Here is a 16,297-nt window from a genome sequence, read left to right as displayed (position 1 = left end):
CACAAAGAAAAAGGCAAATAATAGCTAATGACAGCGCAATTTGAACATGTCTCTGTACTGATGGACGAAACCATAGATGCTTTGGATATTAAACCTGAAGGCATTTACATGGATGGCACATTTGGTCGCGGTGGGCACTCGGGGCAAATTCTTGCGCGTTTAAGTGAACAAGGTCGCTTACAGGCGATTGATCAGGATCCACAAGCTATTAAAGCCGCCGAAAAATTTGCCGATGATGCGCGTTTTTCAATTGCTCACACTCGTTTTTCAAACCTAAAAGCGGTTGCTGAAGATAACGATTTAATCGGTAAAGTTGACGGTATTTTGTTGGATATCGGTGTTTCTTCACCACAGCTTGATGATGCTGAACGCGGTTTTAGTTTTATGAAAGATGGCCCACTTGATATGCGTATGGATCCAACCAGTGGTCGCAGTGCTGCACAATGGCTAGCTGAAGCTGAACTAGAAGATATCACGCATGTGATTAAAACCTATGGCGAAGAAAAATTTGGTCGTCGAATTGCTCATAAGATCATTGAAACACGTGAGCACACTGCAATCACAAGTACTAAGCAGCTTGCTGATTTAGTCGATGAAGCTGTGCCAGTTAAAGATAAGCACAAACACCCAGCTACACGCACATTCCAAGCGATCCGTATTTATATCAATAGTGAGCTTGAAGAAATTCAAACTGCATTGCAAGCCGCTGTTGAGGTTTTAAAACCAGGGGGACGTTTAGTGGTTATTTCGTTCCACTCGTTAGAAGATCGCATTGTTAAGCAGTTTATTAAAAAACAGAGTAAGGGAGAGGCGATACCCAGAGGTCTGCCTTTGACGGACGCACAAATAAACAAAAACCTGACGTTAAAGGCAGTGGGTAAAGCCATTAAGCCAAGTAAGGTGGAGATTGAAGCAAACCCGCGTTCACGTAGTTCAGTGTTAAGGGTTGCGCAGAGGTTGTAATGAAAGCTAAAGCGACACATCGCCAACCTAATTTATTTACAGAAATTTTCAAAGGCCTAGGAGCTAATAAGCTGACCTTGGCCTTGTTGGTTGTGATCCTCGCATCTAGTTTGAGTGTGGTTCAGGTGACGCATCTAGCGCGTCAGCAATTGATTGAACAAGACAAATTATTGCAAGAGCGTGATGAGCTCGATCTTGAGTGGCGTTACTTGCTCGTAGAAGAAGAGTTTTATTCACAGCATGCGCGCATTGAAGAAGTCGCGACTATGCAATTAGAAATGAAACGGCCAACTAGCCAAGACGAACAGGTGGTAATACTGCGATGAGAAGCAGAGGGAAAAAGCCAACAAATACCTTAATCACATGGCGTTTTTTGCTGGTGTGCTCAGTGGTGTTTTTAGTCTTTATGACGCTGGTTGCGCGTGCCGCTTTTTTACAGGTTATTGAACCAGATAAAGCGCGTTCTGAAAGTGATAAACGAACTGTGCGTGTTGAAAAACAACATGTGCAACGTGGCATGATCTTCGATCGTAATGGCAAAGAGTTGGCGGTCAGCGTACCTGTGGTAAGTGTGTATGCGGATCCGAAAGCGCTGCATAAATCACTGATCAGTAAAGTTCTTCGTCAAGCTAGAAAAAATGGCGAAGATCAACAAGCACTGGCTGAAAATACGGTTGAGTTAGATAAACGTATTGCCGCTTATTACAATAATGATATTCGCTGGCGTGAACTTGCGGATGTATTACGCATTGAACCAAGCAAAGTTAACTCTCGCCTTCGTGATAATCCAAAGCGTCGTTTTGTCTACTTAAAACGTCAGGTTACCCCTGCTGTTGCTAACTATATTGGTGATCTTCGTTTACCAGGTATCCACTTACTTGATGAGTCAAAACGTTATTACCCTGCCGGTGAAGTAACAGCCCATGTTATTGGATTTACTAACATTGATGGTCATGGTATTGAGGGAATCGAAAAGCTTTATGAAAAGGCGTTAACGGGTGTTGAAGGTCAGCGCACCATTCGTAAAGATGCCCAAGGCCGTGAAGTAGAAGTGCTTGATGAGCGTGAACGTGTTGAGCCTGAAAACATTCATTTAAGTATTGATCAGCGCATTCAAGCGATTGCTTATAAAGCAGTAAAATCAGCAGTTCTAACCTATAAAGCAACTTCGGGTTCAGCCATGGTTGTTGATGTTAAAACCGGCGAAGTATTAGCTATGGTGAATAGCCCATCGTTTAACCCTAATAACTTAAACGATGCTGCACCGCACAAGCGTCGTAACCGTGCTATCACCGATTTGTTTGAGCCAGGCTCTACTGTTAAGCCACTAGCCATTTTAGCTGGTTTAGACTACGGCGCAATTCAACCGGATTCAATTATTGATACTTATCCTGGCTGGATGCGTGTGGGTGGCAGCCTTGTGCAAGATACTCGTAACCATGGTGAGATGACCTTAAGAGAAATCTTAAAGTATTCAAGTAATATGGGTGTAACTAAGGTCAGTCAAGAAGTACCAAAAGACTATTTTGTAGGGCTTTACCAAAAGGTGGGGTTTGGCAGTGATAGTGGTACAGGCATGGTTGGTGAAAGCAGCGGTTTATTTTACCCAAATCGACGCTGGTCAGATCATGAAATTGCTGCATTATCATTTGGTTATAACTTAGCTGTAAGTACCGCCCAAATGGCTCGTTTTTATGCCATGTTAGGCTCTGGTGGCGTTATGCGCCCGCTAACAGTTCTTAAACAAGAGTCAGTGCCAGAGGGTGAACGTATTTTCCAACAAAAAGACGTTGAAGCGGTTGTTCACATGATGGAAAGCGTATTCGAAAAAGGTGGTACTGCACAAAAAGTTCATGTTGATGGCTATCGTGCTGCTGCCAAAACAGGTACCTCTAAGAAAGCCGCTGTGGGCGGGTATGGTGACGAATATGTTGGCTATTTTGCTGGTATTGCGCCAGCGAGTAACCCACGTTTAGCGGTAGTAGTAATGATTAATGAACCGGGTGGAGATGTTTATTACGGCGGTGCGACGGCAGGCCCTGCATTTGCAGAGATTGTCTCCAATGCCTTAAGAATTCTAAACGTTGCACCGGACAAAGATGCGGTTGCGTACGTAGAAGGCAAAGATAACGATGCGTGATTTAAAACCGATTCTTAATCAAATTGATGTTGAGGCCAATAGTTTATTGGTTAACCAACTACGTCTTGATAGTCGAGATGTAAAAGCTGGCGATGTGTTTGTCGCCATTAAAGGCCATCAGCTTGATGGCGGACAGTTTATTGACAAAGCCATTGAAAATGGTGCGGTGGCAGTTATTGCTGACCGTTTATGTGAGTTCGAAAGTGAGTTTGAACCACTTTACTTAGTTACCGATTTAGCAAAAAAGCTGCCAGCACTTGCAGCAGCTTTTTACCAGCAACCATCAAAGCAGCTTGAGTTAGTGGGTGTGACAGGCACCAATGGCAAGTCAACAACCACAGCAATGATTGCGCACTTAGCACAGCACTGTCATAAACGCGCAGCAGTGATTGGTACGCTCGGTTATGGGCACCCTGATAATCTGACTGAGCTTGCAAATACCACGCCATCGAGCGTTGATTTACAGCGTATTTTATCTGAGCTTGTCGCAGAGCAGAATGATGTTGTGGCCATGGAAGTCTCATCTCATGGTTTAGTGCAGCATCGCGTTGATAATTGTCAGTTTAAAGCAGCAGTATTTACTAATCTTACACGCGACCACTTAGATTATCACGGCACCATGGATGCTTACGCTGATGCCAAGTTAATGTTAATGCGTGACCATATGCCACAGCTTGTGGTGCTTAATCAAGATGATGCGCAAGTTGAAGCATGGTTAGAAAAATACGACTTCAATAATCTAATTTGTTACGGCCATAAAAACCTCACGCCTGAAAATGCGCGTTTTGTTTATTTTAGCGATGTAACTTATGATAACAGCGGTATTTCGGCGAAGTTTGATACCAGCTGGGGGCTAGCCGAAGTTAATTGCACACTTTTTGGCGAGTTTAACTTATATAACTTAGCCGCTGCTATGGCCACTTTATTAGGTATGGGTTACCCACTTGATTTACTCGTTGAAGGGTGTAAATCATTGCAGCCTGTTGCTGGGCGCATGCAGGCATTTAGTGCACCAGGTCAACCGACTTGTATTGTTGATTATGCCCACACTCCTGATGCATTAGCACTGGCATTACAAGCATTGCAAAAGCACGTTCCAGGTGGCGTTAGCTGTGTGTTTGGCTGTGGTGGTGACAGAGACAAAGGCAAGCGCCCGATGATGGCAAAAGCAGCTGAAGGCAATGCAGACCGTATTATTGTCACCAGCGATAACCCAAGAAGTGAAGACCCTGACGCTATTATCGCTGATGTGGTTGCGGGGCTTAAGCAGCCTGAACGCGCACATTGTGAAGCAGACCGCGCGCAGGCTATTAGTTATGCCATTTCGCAAGCGAGTGCTGATGATGTCATCCTTATTGCGGGCAAAGGTCACGAAGATTATCAAATTATTGGCGACCAACGAATCGACTTCTGCGATCGTCAATATGTACAACAACAATTAAAAGAAAAATCGCAAGGGGCGCAGTTATGATCCCTATGGATTTTGATTGGCTAGCTAAAGTTCTAGCAACCGATTACCAAGGTGGTAATCAAACGGTAAAAAATATTAACACTGACACCCGTACTTTGTGTGACGGTGAAGTGTTTTTAGCGCTACAAGGGCCTAATTTTGATGGCCATAAATTTGTTGCGCAAGCAAAAGAAAAAGGCGCGATAGCTGCTATTGTAGCGCGCCCTGTTAATGTCGATATTGTGCAGTTTGTGGTTAGTGACACACGTATTGCGCTAGGTCACATCGGCGCAGCTGTGATGGCACAGGTTGCACCGAAAACAATTGCTATTACTGGTAGCGTGGGTAAAACGACCGTAAAAGAAATGTGTGCGGCGATTTTATCTGGTCATGGTGAAGTACTGGCAACAAAAGGCAACTTTAATAATGACATTGGCGTACCACTCACGTTATTACGCCTTGAACCACAACACCAATATGCGGTGATTGAGTTAGGTGCAAACCACATTGGTGAAATTGCTTACACCGTTGCAATGACGAAACCTGATGTTGCTGTGGTATGTAATGTTGCAGCTTCTCACTTAGAAGGCTTTGGCTCATTACAAGGTGTAGCAACGGCCAAAGGCGAAATCTATGATGGCTTAAAGCCTGATGGTGTTGCCGTAGTTAATTGCGACAGCGATTATGCCGATTTTTGGCTTGAAAAGTTAACTAATCGCAACGTAAAACGTTTTTCTACTAGCCAACAATTAGATTATTGGGCAGAAGATGTGGTGCTTGATGAACAAGCGCGCGCTTCTTTTGTGCTTTGCAATAAAGATAAAAAAGTACCTGTCACATTGGCATTACCGGGCAAGCATAATATTGCTAATGCGTTAATAGCCACCGCCTTAACCACTGAGCTCGGTGTAAGTCTCGAAAGTGTCGCATCGGCGCTGGCAACCATGGGTGAAGTTAAAGGTCGTGTAAACGTCCTTAAAGTGTCAGACTCATTGACGGTGATTGATGATACCTACAACGCGAATGTGCAATCGGTTAAAGCGGCAATTGATTTGTTAAGTGATATGCCGGGGCGTCGTATTTTTGCGTTAGGTGATATGGGCGAGCTTGGTGAAGAAGCGCGTTTTTATCATCAACAAGTCGGTGAATATGCACAGCAAAAAGGCATTGATGAACTTTATAGCCTAGGTGTATTAAGTAAATCAGCCAGTGATGTATTTGAAAAGCCAAACCGCCACTTCTCAAGCCGTGAACAATTATTACAACAATTACAAAGTGAACTTGCTCAATCGACGCAAAAAACCACAGTTGTTGTAAAAGGTTCGCGCAGTTCTCGTATGGAGCTTGTGGTCACAGATTTAGTAAATAGCCAGCAAAATGGCAATAATGGAGTATCGTCATGTTAGTTTGGCTGGCCGAGTATTTAACACAGTATTACAGTGGTTTTAATGTTTTTTCTTACCTAACGCTGCGCGCAATTTTAGGTATTTTAACAGCGCTACTTATCTCACTTTATTTTGGTCCTAAGCTAATTCGTGCATTGCAAAAAATGCAGATTGGTCAGGTGGTTCGTCACGATGGTCCAGAATCTCACCTATCTAAAAAAGGTACGCCAACTATGGGCGGCATTTTGATTTTAGGGGCGATTTTTACCAGCACATTACTGTGGGCAGACCTTTCAAATAAATATGTTTGGGCAACTTTATTTGTCGTGGGCTCGTTGGGCGTGGTTGGTTTTATTGATGACTACCGTAAAGTGATCCGCAAAGACCCTAAAGGCTTAATTGCTAAATGGAAATACTTTTGGCAATCAGTGATTGCGTTAGTGGTTGCCAGTGCACTTTATTTTACCTCGCAGCAAGGCAGCGAAACCTCGTTAGTTGTGCCGTTTTTTAAGGACGTGTTACCACAGCTTGGGCTGTTTTATATCGTGATGACTTACTTTGTAATTGTAGGTACGTCGAACGCGGTAAACCTGACAGATGGCCTTGATGGTTTAGCGATTGTGCCAACCATTTTAGTGGCGGCAGCACTTGCCATTATTGCTTATTTAACAGGTAACGTTAATTTCTCAAGCTACCTACATATTCCGCATTTACCGCTCGCCAGTGAGCTTGTGGTTGTGTGTACAGCAATTGTGGGAGCTGGACTTGGTTTCTTATGGTTTAACACCTACCCAGCACAGGTATTTATGGGTGATGTAGGTTCATTAGCACTTGGTGGTGCACTGGGTATTATTGCGGTGCTGGTTCGTCAGGAACTGGTACTTATCATCATGGGTGGTGTGTTTGTAATGGAAGCATTGTCGGTGATTTTACAAGTAGGCTCTTACAAATTACGTGGTCAACGTATTTTTAGAATGGCGCCTATTCACCACCATTATGAATTAAAGGGGTGGCCTGAGCCGCGCGTAATTGTGCGCTTTTGGATTATTTCAATCGTGCTAGTGCTTGCTGGCCTTGCGACATTGAAGATCAGGTAAATGACAGTAATTAACGAGATTAAAAACAAACAAATTTCAGTGCTCGGACTCGGTGTAACCGGTCTGGGCATTGTGCGTTTTTTATTATCTCAGAATATTAAGCCAATTGTTGTTGATAGCCGCACAGCGCCGCCGGGTGCTGATTGGCTAAATGAGCATGCCAGTGAGCTAACGACTCACTTTGGTGATTTAGAACAGGCAGACTTAGCCAGCAATGACATTATTATTATCAGCCCAGGTTTAAGCCTTGCGACACCCGCTGTAGCAAAAGCGATTGATGCTGGTGTTGAAGTGATTGGTGACGTGGAGCTTTTTGCCCGTTTAACCGATAAACCAATTGTTGCGGTGACAGGTTCAAATGGTAAGTCGACAGTGGTCACATTGGCGTTTGAAGTACTGAAAGCGGCCGGTTATAAAGTTGGCCTCGGTGGCAACATTGGTACTGCGGTACTTGATTTACTATCGCAAGACTATGATGTGTATGTACTTGAACTGTCGAGTTTTCAACTTGATACCACGCATAGCTTAAAAGCGAAAAGTGCCTGTGTGTTGAATGTGAGTGAAGACCACCTCGATCGTTATTCAAGTTATCAAGCATACATAGACTCTAAACAAAGTATTTATAATGGCTCAGAGCTTGCTGTAGTTAATGCCATTGATGTGGCAACACACACTGCAAAGCAGCCCCAAGTAAGCTTTGCGCTCGCCAATGCAGATTTTGCCTTGGTTGAACATCAAGGCGAACAACACTTTGCAGCACACGGTAAACCAGTATTACCAGCAAGCTGCTTAAATGTTGTTGGTTCACACAATCAACAAAACGCTTTAGCGGTGATGGCATTACTGAGCCCGTTTGATATTGCTAAAGAGTATTACCAGCAAGCGTTTAGTGCTTTTACTGGGCTTGCACACCGTTGCCAGTTTGTCGCTGAAATTAATGGAGTGAAATACTTTAACGACTCAAAGGCGACCAATGTAGGTGCAACTATCGCTGCGATTGAAAGCTTAGCTGATCAAGCAAAGCAATTGGTTGTGATTGCCGGTGGTGATGCAAAGGGGGCTGATTTAGATGCCTTAAAGCCATACTTAAACAATAAAGTGAAAGCGCTTATTTGTTTTGGTAAGGATGCTAAAGCTCTCGTAGCATTAACCGAAAAAGGCCACCTAACCACCAACATGCATGAAGCTGTGCAACTAGCAAAACAGTTAAGCAGCAGTGGCGATATCGTTTTATTAGCACCCGCATGTGCCAGCATTGATATGTACAACAATTACATGCAACGTGGTGATGATTTTGCGCAGTGCGTATTGGCGGAGGCAGTATGATTGCATTTGCTGACATCCGTGACGCATTAACACCAAAGCAATCGCCACAGCTTTATGATGTGCCGTTATTGTATTGCATGTTGATGTTGATTGGCGTTGGCTTTGTGATGGTAACCAGTGCCTCTATGCCAACAGCAGAGCGATTATTTGATAATCCGTATCACATTATTATTCGCCACGGCATGTTCTTAATTATGGGCTTTTTCTTATTTTGGATTGCCACAAATGTGCCTATGGATTGGTGGAAGCGCAGTAACGCCTATTTATTGTTGCTGGGTTTAGGTTTGCTGGTTTTAGTGCTGATTGTTGGCCGTGAAGTGAACGGTGCAAAGCGCTGGATACCCATTGGCCCTGTGGGCTTTCAGGTTGCTGAAGCCGCCAAGTTGTATTTCTTTAGCTATATTGCCGGTTACTTGGTACGTAAACGTGAAGAAGTACAAGAGAACTTAAAAGGTTTTTTCAAGCCATTAGCTGTATTTGGTGTGTATGCATTTTTGATTTTGATGCAACCAGACTTAGGGACCGTAGTTGTACTGTTTGTGACGACAGTTGGTTTGTTGTTTTTAGCGGGGGCTAAGTTATGGCAGTTTTTTGGCCTTATTTTAACGGGTATTGCTGCCGTGGTAGTGCTAATTATCGCTGAACCATACCGTATGGCTCGTGTCACTGGCTTTTTAGAGCCGTGGGAAGATCCATTCGGTAAAGGTTATCAGTTAGTGCAATCGCTAATGGCATACAGTCAAGGTGGTTGGTTTGGTCAAGGCTTAGGAAATAGCGTGCAAAAACTGCAATATCTTCCTGAAGCACATAATGACTTTATCTTTGCAGTGATTGGTGAAGAGCTTGGCTTTTTTGGCGTATTAAGTATTTTGATTGTGCTTGCTGTGTTTGTATTCAGAGCCCTGTTAATTGGTCAAAAAGCATTGAAATGCGGCAAAGAGTACGAAGGCTATTTTGCTTTTGCTATTGGTATCTGGTTTGCGTTTCAAACCATGGTAAATGTTGGCGCAAGTGCGGGTATTTTGCCAACCAAAGGTTTAACACTGCCGTTTGTTTCTTACGGTGGCTCTAGTTTATTAATTATGACCATAGCAACAGGTGTACTTTTGCGAATAGATTTTGAGACAAAAATGGCAACTAAGCAGGCAACCTCTCGAGGAGGTAAGCGATGAGTAAAAAATTACTTGTTGTTGCAGGCGGTACTGGTGGTCATATTTTCCCGGGTATTGCAGTTGCTGATTTTTTAAAGCAGCAAGGCTGGCAGGTTAGCTGGATTGGCACGCCTGACAGAATGGAAGCAACGGTAGTACCTAAGCACAACATTGAGATTGATTTTATCAATGTGAAAGGTGTGCGTGGCAATGGTATTAAACGTTTGGTCAAGGCACCATTTATGGTGATGAATGCCATTTTTCAAGCACGCAAAATTTTAAAAGCACAAAAGCCCGATGTTGTTTTAGCTATGGGTGGTTATGTGACTGGACCTACGGGCATTGCAGCAAAGAGCTTAGGTATTCCTTTGGTTATTCATGAGCAAAATGCTGTTGCAGGCATGAGTAATCGTTGGCTAGCAAAGTTTGCCAATAAAGTTTTAGCTGCTTTTCCATCGGCTTTTGCAAAAGAACAATGCGAAGTGGTGGGTAACCCTGTGCGAGCAAGTGTCGCTAATGTCACTGTAAAGCAAACAGCGACACCGATTAATGTGCTAGTAGTTGGCGGTTCACTCGGTGCGCAAGTTCTTAATGAGACTTTACCAGCTGTATTCAGTGAACTTTCAGCGCTAACAACGCTTAATATATGGCACCAAACAGGTAAAAATAATGAACCGAATGTGACTGCCAGCTATCAACAGTTAGGGTTAACTGAAAATAGTAAAGTCGCTGAATTCATTGATGATATGGATAGCGCATATCAATGGGCTGATTTGGTAATTTGCCGAGCTGGTGCATTAACGGTGAGTGAGATTGCGGCAGCCGGAAGAATGGCCTTATTTGTGCCTTTTCCACATGCTGTCGATGACCATCAAACTGCCAATGCAAAGTATTTAGTGACTGAGCAAGCTGCATTGATTATGCAGCAAAGTGAGTTTAACCAAGCGGCGGTTGTTGAGTTATTAACGCCTTACGTAAATGCACCAGAAAAAATTTCAACAATGGCAAGTAAAGCAAAACAGCTTGCTATTTTAGATGCCACAGCCAATGTTGCAAAACGCTGTGAGCAACTAGCAGATAGAAGAGATTAGTAGTGAAAGAAAGCACGATGAAAGAAAACAACACTCGTCCTGCGATGCGTCGTATAGACACCATCCACTTTGTGGGTATTGGTGGCGCAGGCATGGGTGGTATTGCCGAAGTACTTGCTTTTGAAGGCTACCGTATCACAGGTTCAGACATTGCGCACAGTGCGATGACTGAGCGCTTAATACAAGTGGGTGCAGAAGTATTTATTGGCCATGATGAGAACAATGTAAAAGATGCCAGCGTTGTCGTGGTATCAAGTGCGATTAACGAGCAAAATCCTGAGATTAAAGCAGCAAAAGCGGCACGTATTCCAATTGTTCGCCGCGCCGAAATGTTGGCAGAATTAATGCGCTTTCGCCACGGTATTGCTGTAGCGGGCACTCATGGTAAAACAACAACAACCAGTTTAATAGCAAGTATTTATGCACAAGCGGGCCTTGATCCAACCTTTATTATTGGTGGCTTGTTAAACAGTGCTGGAAGTAATGCCAAGGTCGGTAAAAGCGACTTTTTAATTGCTGAAGCTGATGAGAGTGATGCGTCATTCTTACACTTACAGCCTATGGTGTCGGTGATCACGAATATTGAAGAAGATCACATGGATACATACGGCGGTAGCTTAGAAAAAATGAAAGACACGTATGTTGATTTCATTCATAACTTACCGTTTTATGGTTTAGCTGTTGTGTGTATTGATTCTGAGGTTGCAGCGGAGTTGATCCCTCGCTTTGGACGCCCTGTGATTACCTATGGTGAGTCGGCAGAAGCTGATTACCGCATGGTTGATTTTAGTCAAGCAGCGAATACTTGTTCATTTAATGTTGTGAATAAGCAAGGTGAAAGCCTAGCCGTTACGCTTAATATGCCGGGTAAGCACAATGCGCTTAACGCGACAGCTGCGATTGCGGTGGCTAAAGATCAAAACATCGCTAACCATGCAATTTTAGAAGCGCTGACAAAATTTGAAGGCGTAGGCCGTCGTTTTCAGCATTATGGAAGCTTTGAGAATGAACGCGGTAATGTGATGTTAGTTGATGATTATGGTCATCACCCATCAGAAGTTGCAGCAACAATTGCGGCGGTTCGTGAAGGGTGGCCAGATAAACGTTTAGTGATGATTTATCAGCCGCACCGTTATAGTCGAACCCGTGATTTATACGAAGACTTTGTCAAAGTACTGGCTGATGTTGATCAGTTATTACTGCTAGATGTGTATTCAGCGGGTGAAGAGCCAATTGTAGGGGCCGACAGCAAGAGTTTATGTCGTAGTTTACGCCAGCGTGGTAAAGAACCATTACATATTGCCAACAGCTCCGAGCTTGCTGGTGTTCTTGCCAGTACACTGCAAGATAATGATTTAGTTTTAACACAAGGCGCTGGTAACATTGGCCAGTTAGTGAAAAAGTTAGCAGCAACCGAGTTGTCTATTGAACAACTAAAGCAGGTAAACGTATGAGCCAGTTAAGTGACAAATTTGGCAAAGTAGCGGTACTTTTTGGTGGCACATCTGCCGAACGAGAAGTCTCTCTTAAATCAGGCCAAGCTGTATTGAATGCTTTGCAAAGTGCTGGCGTTGATGCCATTGCTTTTGATCCGAAAGATCAGCCGCTATGGCAATTAAAAGAGCTAAACATTGAACGTGTGTTTATTGCTCTGCATGGTCGTGGTGGCGAAGATGGCACTATTCAAGGTGCACTTGAATTTATGGGTATCCCATATACTGGCAGTGACGTTTTAGGTTCTGCGCTTGCGATGGATAAAGTGCGTTGTAAGCACTTATTTAAAGCAATGGGGCTAAGCACAGCACCTTACACTGTTGTTGATAGCCGCCATGAGTTTGATAGCCAAGCGATTATTAATGAGTTTGGCAAAGTGATGGTAAAACCGTCACATGAAGGCTCAAGCATTGGTATGGCAGAAGCAAGCAGCGCTGAGCAACTCGATGCGGCGCTTAACGCTGCATTTAAGTTTGATAGCCAAGTGCTTGTTGAGCAATGGATCACTGGCCGTGAATTTACTGTTGCTGTACTTGGGCAAGATGTTCAGCCTGTCATTGAGATGACGACGCCAAATGGCTTTTATGACTATCAAGCTAAGTATCAATCGAATACAACTCAGTATCATTGCCCTGCAGATATATCTGCGCAAGAAACTGAATTGTTGCAAGATATGGCATTAAAAGCATTTGATTTAGTGGGTGCAAGTGGTTGGGGGCGTGTTGATGCGATGCGTGATCAGCAAGGTAACTTTTACTTATTAGAAGTAAATACGGTACCAGGCATGACAGAAAAGTCTTTAGTGCCCATGGCAGCGAAAGCGAATGGTGCAAGCTTTGAGCAATTAGTTGTTCGCATTTTGGAGCAAACCCTTTAATATGCATCCTTTTTTAGAAAAAGCGCAACAATTAAAACAGCAACTAAATTGGTCGTTGATTTTTGGTGTGAGCTTTTTTCTAGTCGTGATTTTTGCATTAGTAAAAATCACCACGGGCGTCTCAGATTGGTTGGTAGAAAACAAAGACGCACAAATAAAGCATTTATCAGTACTTGGACAGCCCCAATATACTGATGAGAAAGCAATTATTGGTGCAATAAAAAAAGCCGACTTATCGAGTTTTTTTGAATTAGACGTAAAACATGTGCAACGCTTAGTACAAAGCTTGCCGTGGGTGGCAACGGCATCGGTCAGAAAGCAATGGCCAGATACCCTGCAAGTATATGTTGTTGAACATCAAGCTGTAGCTCATTGGAACAGTGATATGCTGTTAAACCAAGCTGGCGAAGTGTTCCAAGCAAGTAGTGATAAATTACCCACAAGCTTGCCACAATTATACGGCCCTGAAGGCAGTGAGATTGAGGCGTGGACAGCATTTAGTCAATTTCAAGAAATGCTCAAAGTGAATAACTTAGAGCTGACTAGTTTAGCGCTTTCTGAGCGCTTTTCGTGGCAGTTATGGCTTGATAACGGCATTCGCCTGAACTTAGGCCGCAAAGAAAAAGCAAAGCGTGTACAGCGTTTTATTGACGTGTATCCGCGCATGGAACAACGTGCAGATGCACAAATCGATGTTGTTGATTTACGGTATGATACCGGTCTTGCAGTGAGCTGGAAGCCAGTGCAAGAAGAACAATTAGAAAATAAGAGTAAGGCATGACCAAGTCAGCAGAAAGAAACCTAGTGATTGGATTAGACGTTGGCACATCGAAAGTTGTGGCCACCGTTGGTGAAATCACCGCAGATAACAAACTAAGCATTGTGGGTGTTGGCAGCCAAGTATCGCATGGTATGGATAAAGGCGGCGTTAACGACCTTAACCTTGTTTCTGAATCGATTCGTCGAGCTATAGATGAAGCTGAGCTAATGGCTGATTGCCGTATTAGCTCTGTTTATTTAGGGATTTCTGGAAAACATATCCAGTGCCAAAATGAAAGCGGTGTAGTGGCAATTAACAACACGGAAGTGACAGACGAAGATATTGAAAATGTCATCCACATTGCGCGTTCAGTGCCTATTTCGGCAGAACGAAAAATGCTACATGCATTGCCACAAGAGTACAGCATCGATATGCAAGAAGGGATTAAAAACCCACTTGGCATGAGCGGTGTACGTATGGAAGCTCGCGCGCACATTATTACTTGCTCAAACGATATGGCAAAGAATATCGAGAAATGTGTTGAGCGTTGTGGCCTTGAAGTCGATCAGTTGATCTTCACGGCACTGGCATCATGTTACTCAGTACTTACAGATGACGAAAAAGAACTGGGTGTAGCCGTGTTAGATATTGGTGGCGGTACCATGGATATCACCATTTATATTAATGGTGCGCTTCGCCACTCAGCCGTTATTCCTGTAGCCGGTAACCAAGTGACTGGTGATATTGCAAAAATATTTAGAACGCCTATATCACATGCTGAGTCACTCAAAGTACAATATGCATGTGCGAGTAGCCAGATGGCAAGCAACGAAGACACTATTGAAGTACCGAGTGTGGGTGGCCGACCAGCGCGTATTATGTCGCGCCATACCTTAGCTGAGGTTGTTGAGCCTCGTTTTAGAGAATTATTCGAGTTGGCGATGGAAGAAATCCGCCGCTCAGGTTTTGAAGACCAAATTGCTGCAGGTCTCGTCATTACTGGCGGAACAGCAAAAATGACGGGTGCAATGGAAGTGGCAGAAGACATTTTCCAAATGCCGGTCAGAATTGGCAAACCAATCGGGATTGTTGGTTTGACAGATTATGTAGATGATCCTTCGTACGCAACCGCGGTTGGTTTGTTACAATACGGCCGTACAATGCAATCGATGAATGCACAAAAGTCGAAAGCAGAAGGTGATAATAATTGGTGGAACCGTATTACTAAATGGTTCCAAGGTGAGTTTTAAGACTCAAGTCGGAGAGTAAACATGTTTGATATGATGGAACAGCACAGCGAAGAAGCTGTCATTAAAGTAATTGGCGTGGGCGGTGGCGGCGGTAACGCTGTTGAGCACATGGTAAAACAACAAATTGAAGGTGTACGTTTCATTGCTGCGAATACGGATGCACAAGCATTACGTAATTCATCAGCAGATGTCACTGTACAGCTAGGTACACAAATCACCTCTGGTCTAGGTGCGGGTGCTAACCCTGAAGTGGGTCGTAATTCTGCTGAAGAAGACGCTGAGACTATCCGTGCCAGCTTAGAAGGCGCTGATATGGTATTCATCGCAGCAGGTATGGGCGGTGGTACGGGTACAGGTGCTGCACCAGTGGTTGCTAAAATTGCTAAAGAGTTAGGCATTTTAACGGTTGCTGTTGTAACGCGCCCGTTTGACTTTGAAGGTAAAAAGCGTGCTGCAGCTGCTGAACAAGGCATTAATGAATTGTCAGAAACTGTAGATTCACTTATTACAATTCCGAACAATAAATTGCTTAAAGTTTTAGGTAAAGGCACTACACTATTAGATGCCTTCGCAAAAGCGAATGACGTATTATTTGGTGCGGTACAAGGTATTGCAGAACTAATCACACGTTCTGGTCTAATCAACGTGGATTTCGCCGACGTACGTACAGTTATGTCAGCGATGGGTACTGCGATGATGGGCACAGCATCTGCGTCTGGCCCTGACCGTGCGCAAGAAGCTGCAGAAGCGGCTATCTCAAGCCCGCTACTTGAAGATGTCGATTTAACAGGCGCTAAAGGTATCCTAGTTAATATCACGGCAGGTATGGATATCGCGATTGAAGAATTTGAAATTGTTGGTAACCACGTTAAAGCACTTGCGTCAGAAAACGCAACAGTGGTTGTGGGTGCGGTAATTGACCCTGAAATGAGCGACGAGTTACGTGTAACGGTTGTTGCAACAGGTTTAGGCGGTGATCGTCGTCCACAGTTTGGCATTGTTGATAATGGCTTTAAGAAAGCATCAGGTTCTGATGTACAAAGCTCAATGAACCAAACAACTAGCAGCATGTATGTACCAAGCTTTGCAAGTCAAAGCAGCGGTGATGATGTAAGCATGTCATCTGCGTCTGAAAAGCAAGAGCCAGTACAACAAAGTACAACGAGCAGCTCAGTATCTAGCAGCACTGAGAGCAGCAAAAAGTCTGATAAATCAGAGGGTGGCGATTACTTCGACATTCCAGCTTTCCTAAGAAAGCAAGCTGACTAAGACAGTTTTTGTTGGTAATTTTGTTCGATAAATAAACAAATTGG

At 43.8% G+C, this 16,297-nt stretch carries 14 protein-coding genes; all 14 read left to right on the top strand.

All coding sequences use genetic code 11. The annotated features are described in order from the left end of the window. Positions 1-27: 27 nt before the first annotated feature. From rsmH to ftsZ, 14 genes are read left to right on the top strand one after another with little or no spacing between them, the layout of a single operon-like run. On the top strand, positions 28-963 hold the full coding sequence (gene rsmH / locus CWB80_RS08650) for a 16S rRNA (cytosine(1402)-N(4))-methyltransferase RsmH (protein ID WP_138598834.1): 936 nt from the start codon (positions 28-30) through the stop codon (positions 961-963). Continuing rightward, positions 963-1,289: a cell division protein FtsL gene (gene ftsL, locus CWB80_RS08645; protein ID WP_054552737.1), complete on the top strand. Its 327-nt coding sequence runs from the start codon at positions 963-965 to the stop codon at positions 1,287-1,289. The genes rsmH and ftsL overlap by 1 nt, the downstream gene beginning before the upstream one ends. Further along, entirely contained in the window at positions 1,286-3,103 is a 1,818-nt protein-coding gene (locus CWB80_RS08640; RefSeq protein WP_138598835.1) for a penicillin-binding transpeptidase domain-containing protein, read from the top strand. Before ftsL ends, CWB80_RS08640 begins: the two co-directional genes overlap by 4 nt. Beyond that, positions 3,096-4,574 carry a UDP-N-acetylmuramoyl-L-alanyl-D-glutamate--2,6-diaminopimelate ligase gene (murE, locus tag CWB80_RS08635; protein ID WP_138598836.1) on the top strand — a complete coding sequence of 493 codons (1,479 nt, stop codon included), beginning with the start codon at positions 3,096-3,098 and terminating at the stop codon, positions 4,572-4,574. Before CWB80_RS08640 ends, murE begins: the two co-directional genes overlap by 8 nt. Then, entirely contained in the window at positions 4,571-5,959 is a 1,389-nt protein-coding gene (locus CWB80_RS08630; RefSeq protein WP_138598837.1) for a UDP-N-acetylmuramoyl-tripeptide--D-alanyl-D-alanine ligase, read from the top strand. The genes murE and CWB80_RS08630 overlap by 4 nt, the downstream gene beginning before the upstream one ends. Further along, positions 5,953-7,035, top strand: coding sequence for a phospho-N-acetylmuramoyl-pentapeptide-transferase (gene mraY, locus CWB80_RS08625; protein ID WP_054552733.1), 1,083 nt, complete (start codon positions 5,953-5,955; stop codon positions 7,033-7,035). The genes CWB80_RS08630 and mraY overlap by 7 nt, the downstream gene beginning before the upstream one ends. After that, positions 7,036-8,361 (top strand): UDP-N-acetylmuramoyl-L-alanine--D-glutamate ligase, encoded by a 1,326-nt coding sequence (gene murD / locus CWB80_RS08620; protein WP_138598838.1) that lies wholly within the window; start codon positions 7,036-7,038, stop codon positions 8,359-8,361. Beyond that, the gene (gene ftsW, locus CWB80_RS08615; RefSeq protein WP_054552731.1) at positions 8,358-9,533 is read left to right on the top strand and encodes a cell division protein FtsW; all 1,176 of its coding nucleotides are present in this window, start codon (positions 8,358-8,360) and stop codon (positions 9,531-9,533) included. The genes murD and ftsW overlap by 4 nt, the downstream gene beginning before the upstream one ends. Next, positions 9,530-10,603 carry an undecaprenyldiphospho-muramoylpentapeptide beta-N-acetylglucosaminyltransferase gene (murG, locus tag CWB80_RS08610; protein ID WP_138598839.1) on the top strand — a complete coding sequence of 358 codons (1,074 nt, stop codon included), beginning with the start codon at positions 9,530-9,532 and terminating at the stop codon, positions 10,601-10,603. Before ftsW ends, murG begins: the two co-directional genes overlap by 4 nt. A 17-nt stretch (positions 10,604-10,620) precedes the next feature. Further along, a complete protein-coding gene (gene murC / locus CWB80_RS08605) occupies positions 10,621-12,057 on the top strand; it encodes a UDP-N-acetylmuramate--L-alanine ligase (RefSeq protein ID WP_206769780.1) in 1,437 nt (478 codons plus the stop codon). After that, on the top strand, positions 12,054-12,974 hold the full coding sequence (locus CWB80_RS08600) for a D-alanine--D-alanine ligase (protein WP_138598841.1): 921 nt from the start codon (positions 12,054-12,056) through the stop codon (positions 12,972-12,974). The genes murC and CWB80_RS08600 overlap by 4 nt, the downstream gene beginning before the upstream one ends. 1 nt (position 12,975) lies before the next feature. Next, entirely contained in the window at positions 12,976-13,755 is a 780-nt protein-coding gene (locus CWB80_RS08595) for a cell division protein FtsQ/DivIB (protein WP_054552727.1), read from the top strand. Then, positions 13,752-14,984: a cell division protein FtsA gene (gene ftsA / locus CWB80_RS08590; RefSeq protein WP_054552726.1), complete on the top strand. Its 1,233-nt coding sequence runs from the start codon at positions 13,752-13,754 to the stop codon at positions 14,982-14,984. Before CWB80_RS08595 ends, ftsA begins: the two co-directional genes overlap by 4 nt. Positions 14,985-15,005: 21 nt before the next feature. Further along, positions 15,006-16,253: a cell division protein FtsZ gene (gene ftsZ / locus CWB80_RS08585; protein ID WP_138598842.1), complete on the top strand. Its 1,248-nt coding sequence runs from the start codon at positions 15,006-15,008 to the stop codon at positions 16,251-16,253. Positions 16,254-16,297: the final 44 nt, after the last annotated feature.

The organism is Pseudoalteromonas sp. S1650, assembly GCF_005887195.1.
Taxonomy (GTDB): Bacteria; Pseudomonadota; Gammaproteobacteria; order Enterobacterales; family Alteromonadaceae; genus Pseudoalteromonas; species Pseudoalteromonas simplex.
Note: the sequence above shows the minus strand (reverse complement) of the source record. Positions and strands in the feature narration are given on the sequence as shown.

Bases quoted from the DNA above. Each gene is read 5' to 3' on its own strand.
- murC (WP_206769780.1), top strand. From the start codon at position 10,621: ATGAAAGAAAACAACACTCGTCCTGCGATGCGTCGTATAGACACCATC.
- ftsL (WP_054552737.1), top strand. From the start codon at position 963: ATGAAAGCTAAAGCGACACATCGCCAACCTAATTTATTTACAGAAATT.
- rsmH (WP_138598834.1), top strand. From the start codon at position 28: ATGACAGCGCAATTTGAACATGTCTCTGTACTGATGGACGAAACCATA.
- CWB80_RS08630 (WP_138598837.1), top strand. From the start codon at position 4,571: ATGATCCCTATGGATTTTGATTGGCTAGCTAAAGTTCTAGCAACCGAT.
- ftsZ (WP_138598842.1), top strand. From the start codon at position 15,006: ATGTTTGATATGATGGAACAGCACAGCGAAGAAGCTGTCATTAAAGTA.
- mraY (WP_054552733.1), top strand. From the start codon at position 5,953: ATGTTAGTTTGGCTGGCCGAGTATTTAACACAGTATTACAGTGGTTTT.
- ftsA (WP_054552726.1), top strand. From the start codon at position 13,752: ATGACCAAGTCAGCAGAAAGAAACCTAGTGATTGGATTAGACGTTGGC.
- murD (WP_138598838.1), top strand. From the start codon at position 7,036: ATGACAGTAATTAACGAGATTAAAAACAAACAAATTTCAGTGCTCGGA.
- ftsW (WP_054552731.1), top strand. From the start codon at position 8,358: ATGATTGCATTTGCTGACATCCGTGACGCATTAACACCAAAGCAATCG.
- murG (WP_138598839.1), top strand. From the start codon at position 9,530: ATGAGTAAAAAATTACTTGTTGTTGCAGGCGGTACTGGTGGTCATATT.
- CWB80_RS08640 (WP_138598835.1), top strand. From the start codon at position 1,286: ATGAGAAGCAGAGGGAAAAAGCCAACAAATACCTTAATCACATGGCGT.
- CWB80_RS08600 (WP_138598841.1), top strand. From the start codon at position 12,054: ATGAGCCAGTTAAGTGACAAATTTGGCAAAGTAGCGGTACTTTTTGGT.
- murE (WP_138598836.1), top strand. From the start codon at position 3,096: ATGCGTGATTTAAAACCGATTCTTAATCAAATTGATGTTGAGGCCAAT.
- CWB80_RS08595 (WP_054552727.1), top strand. From the start codon at position 12,976: ATGCATCCTTTTTTAGAAAAAGCGCAACAATTAAAACAGCAACTAAAT.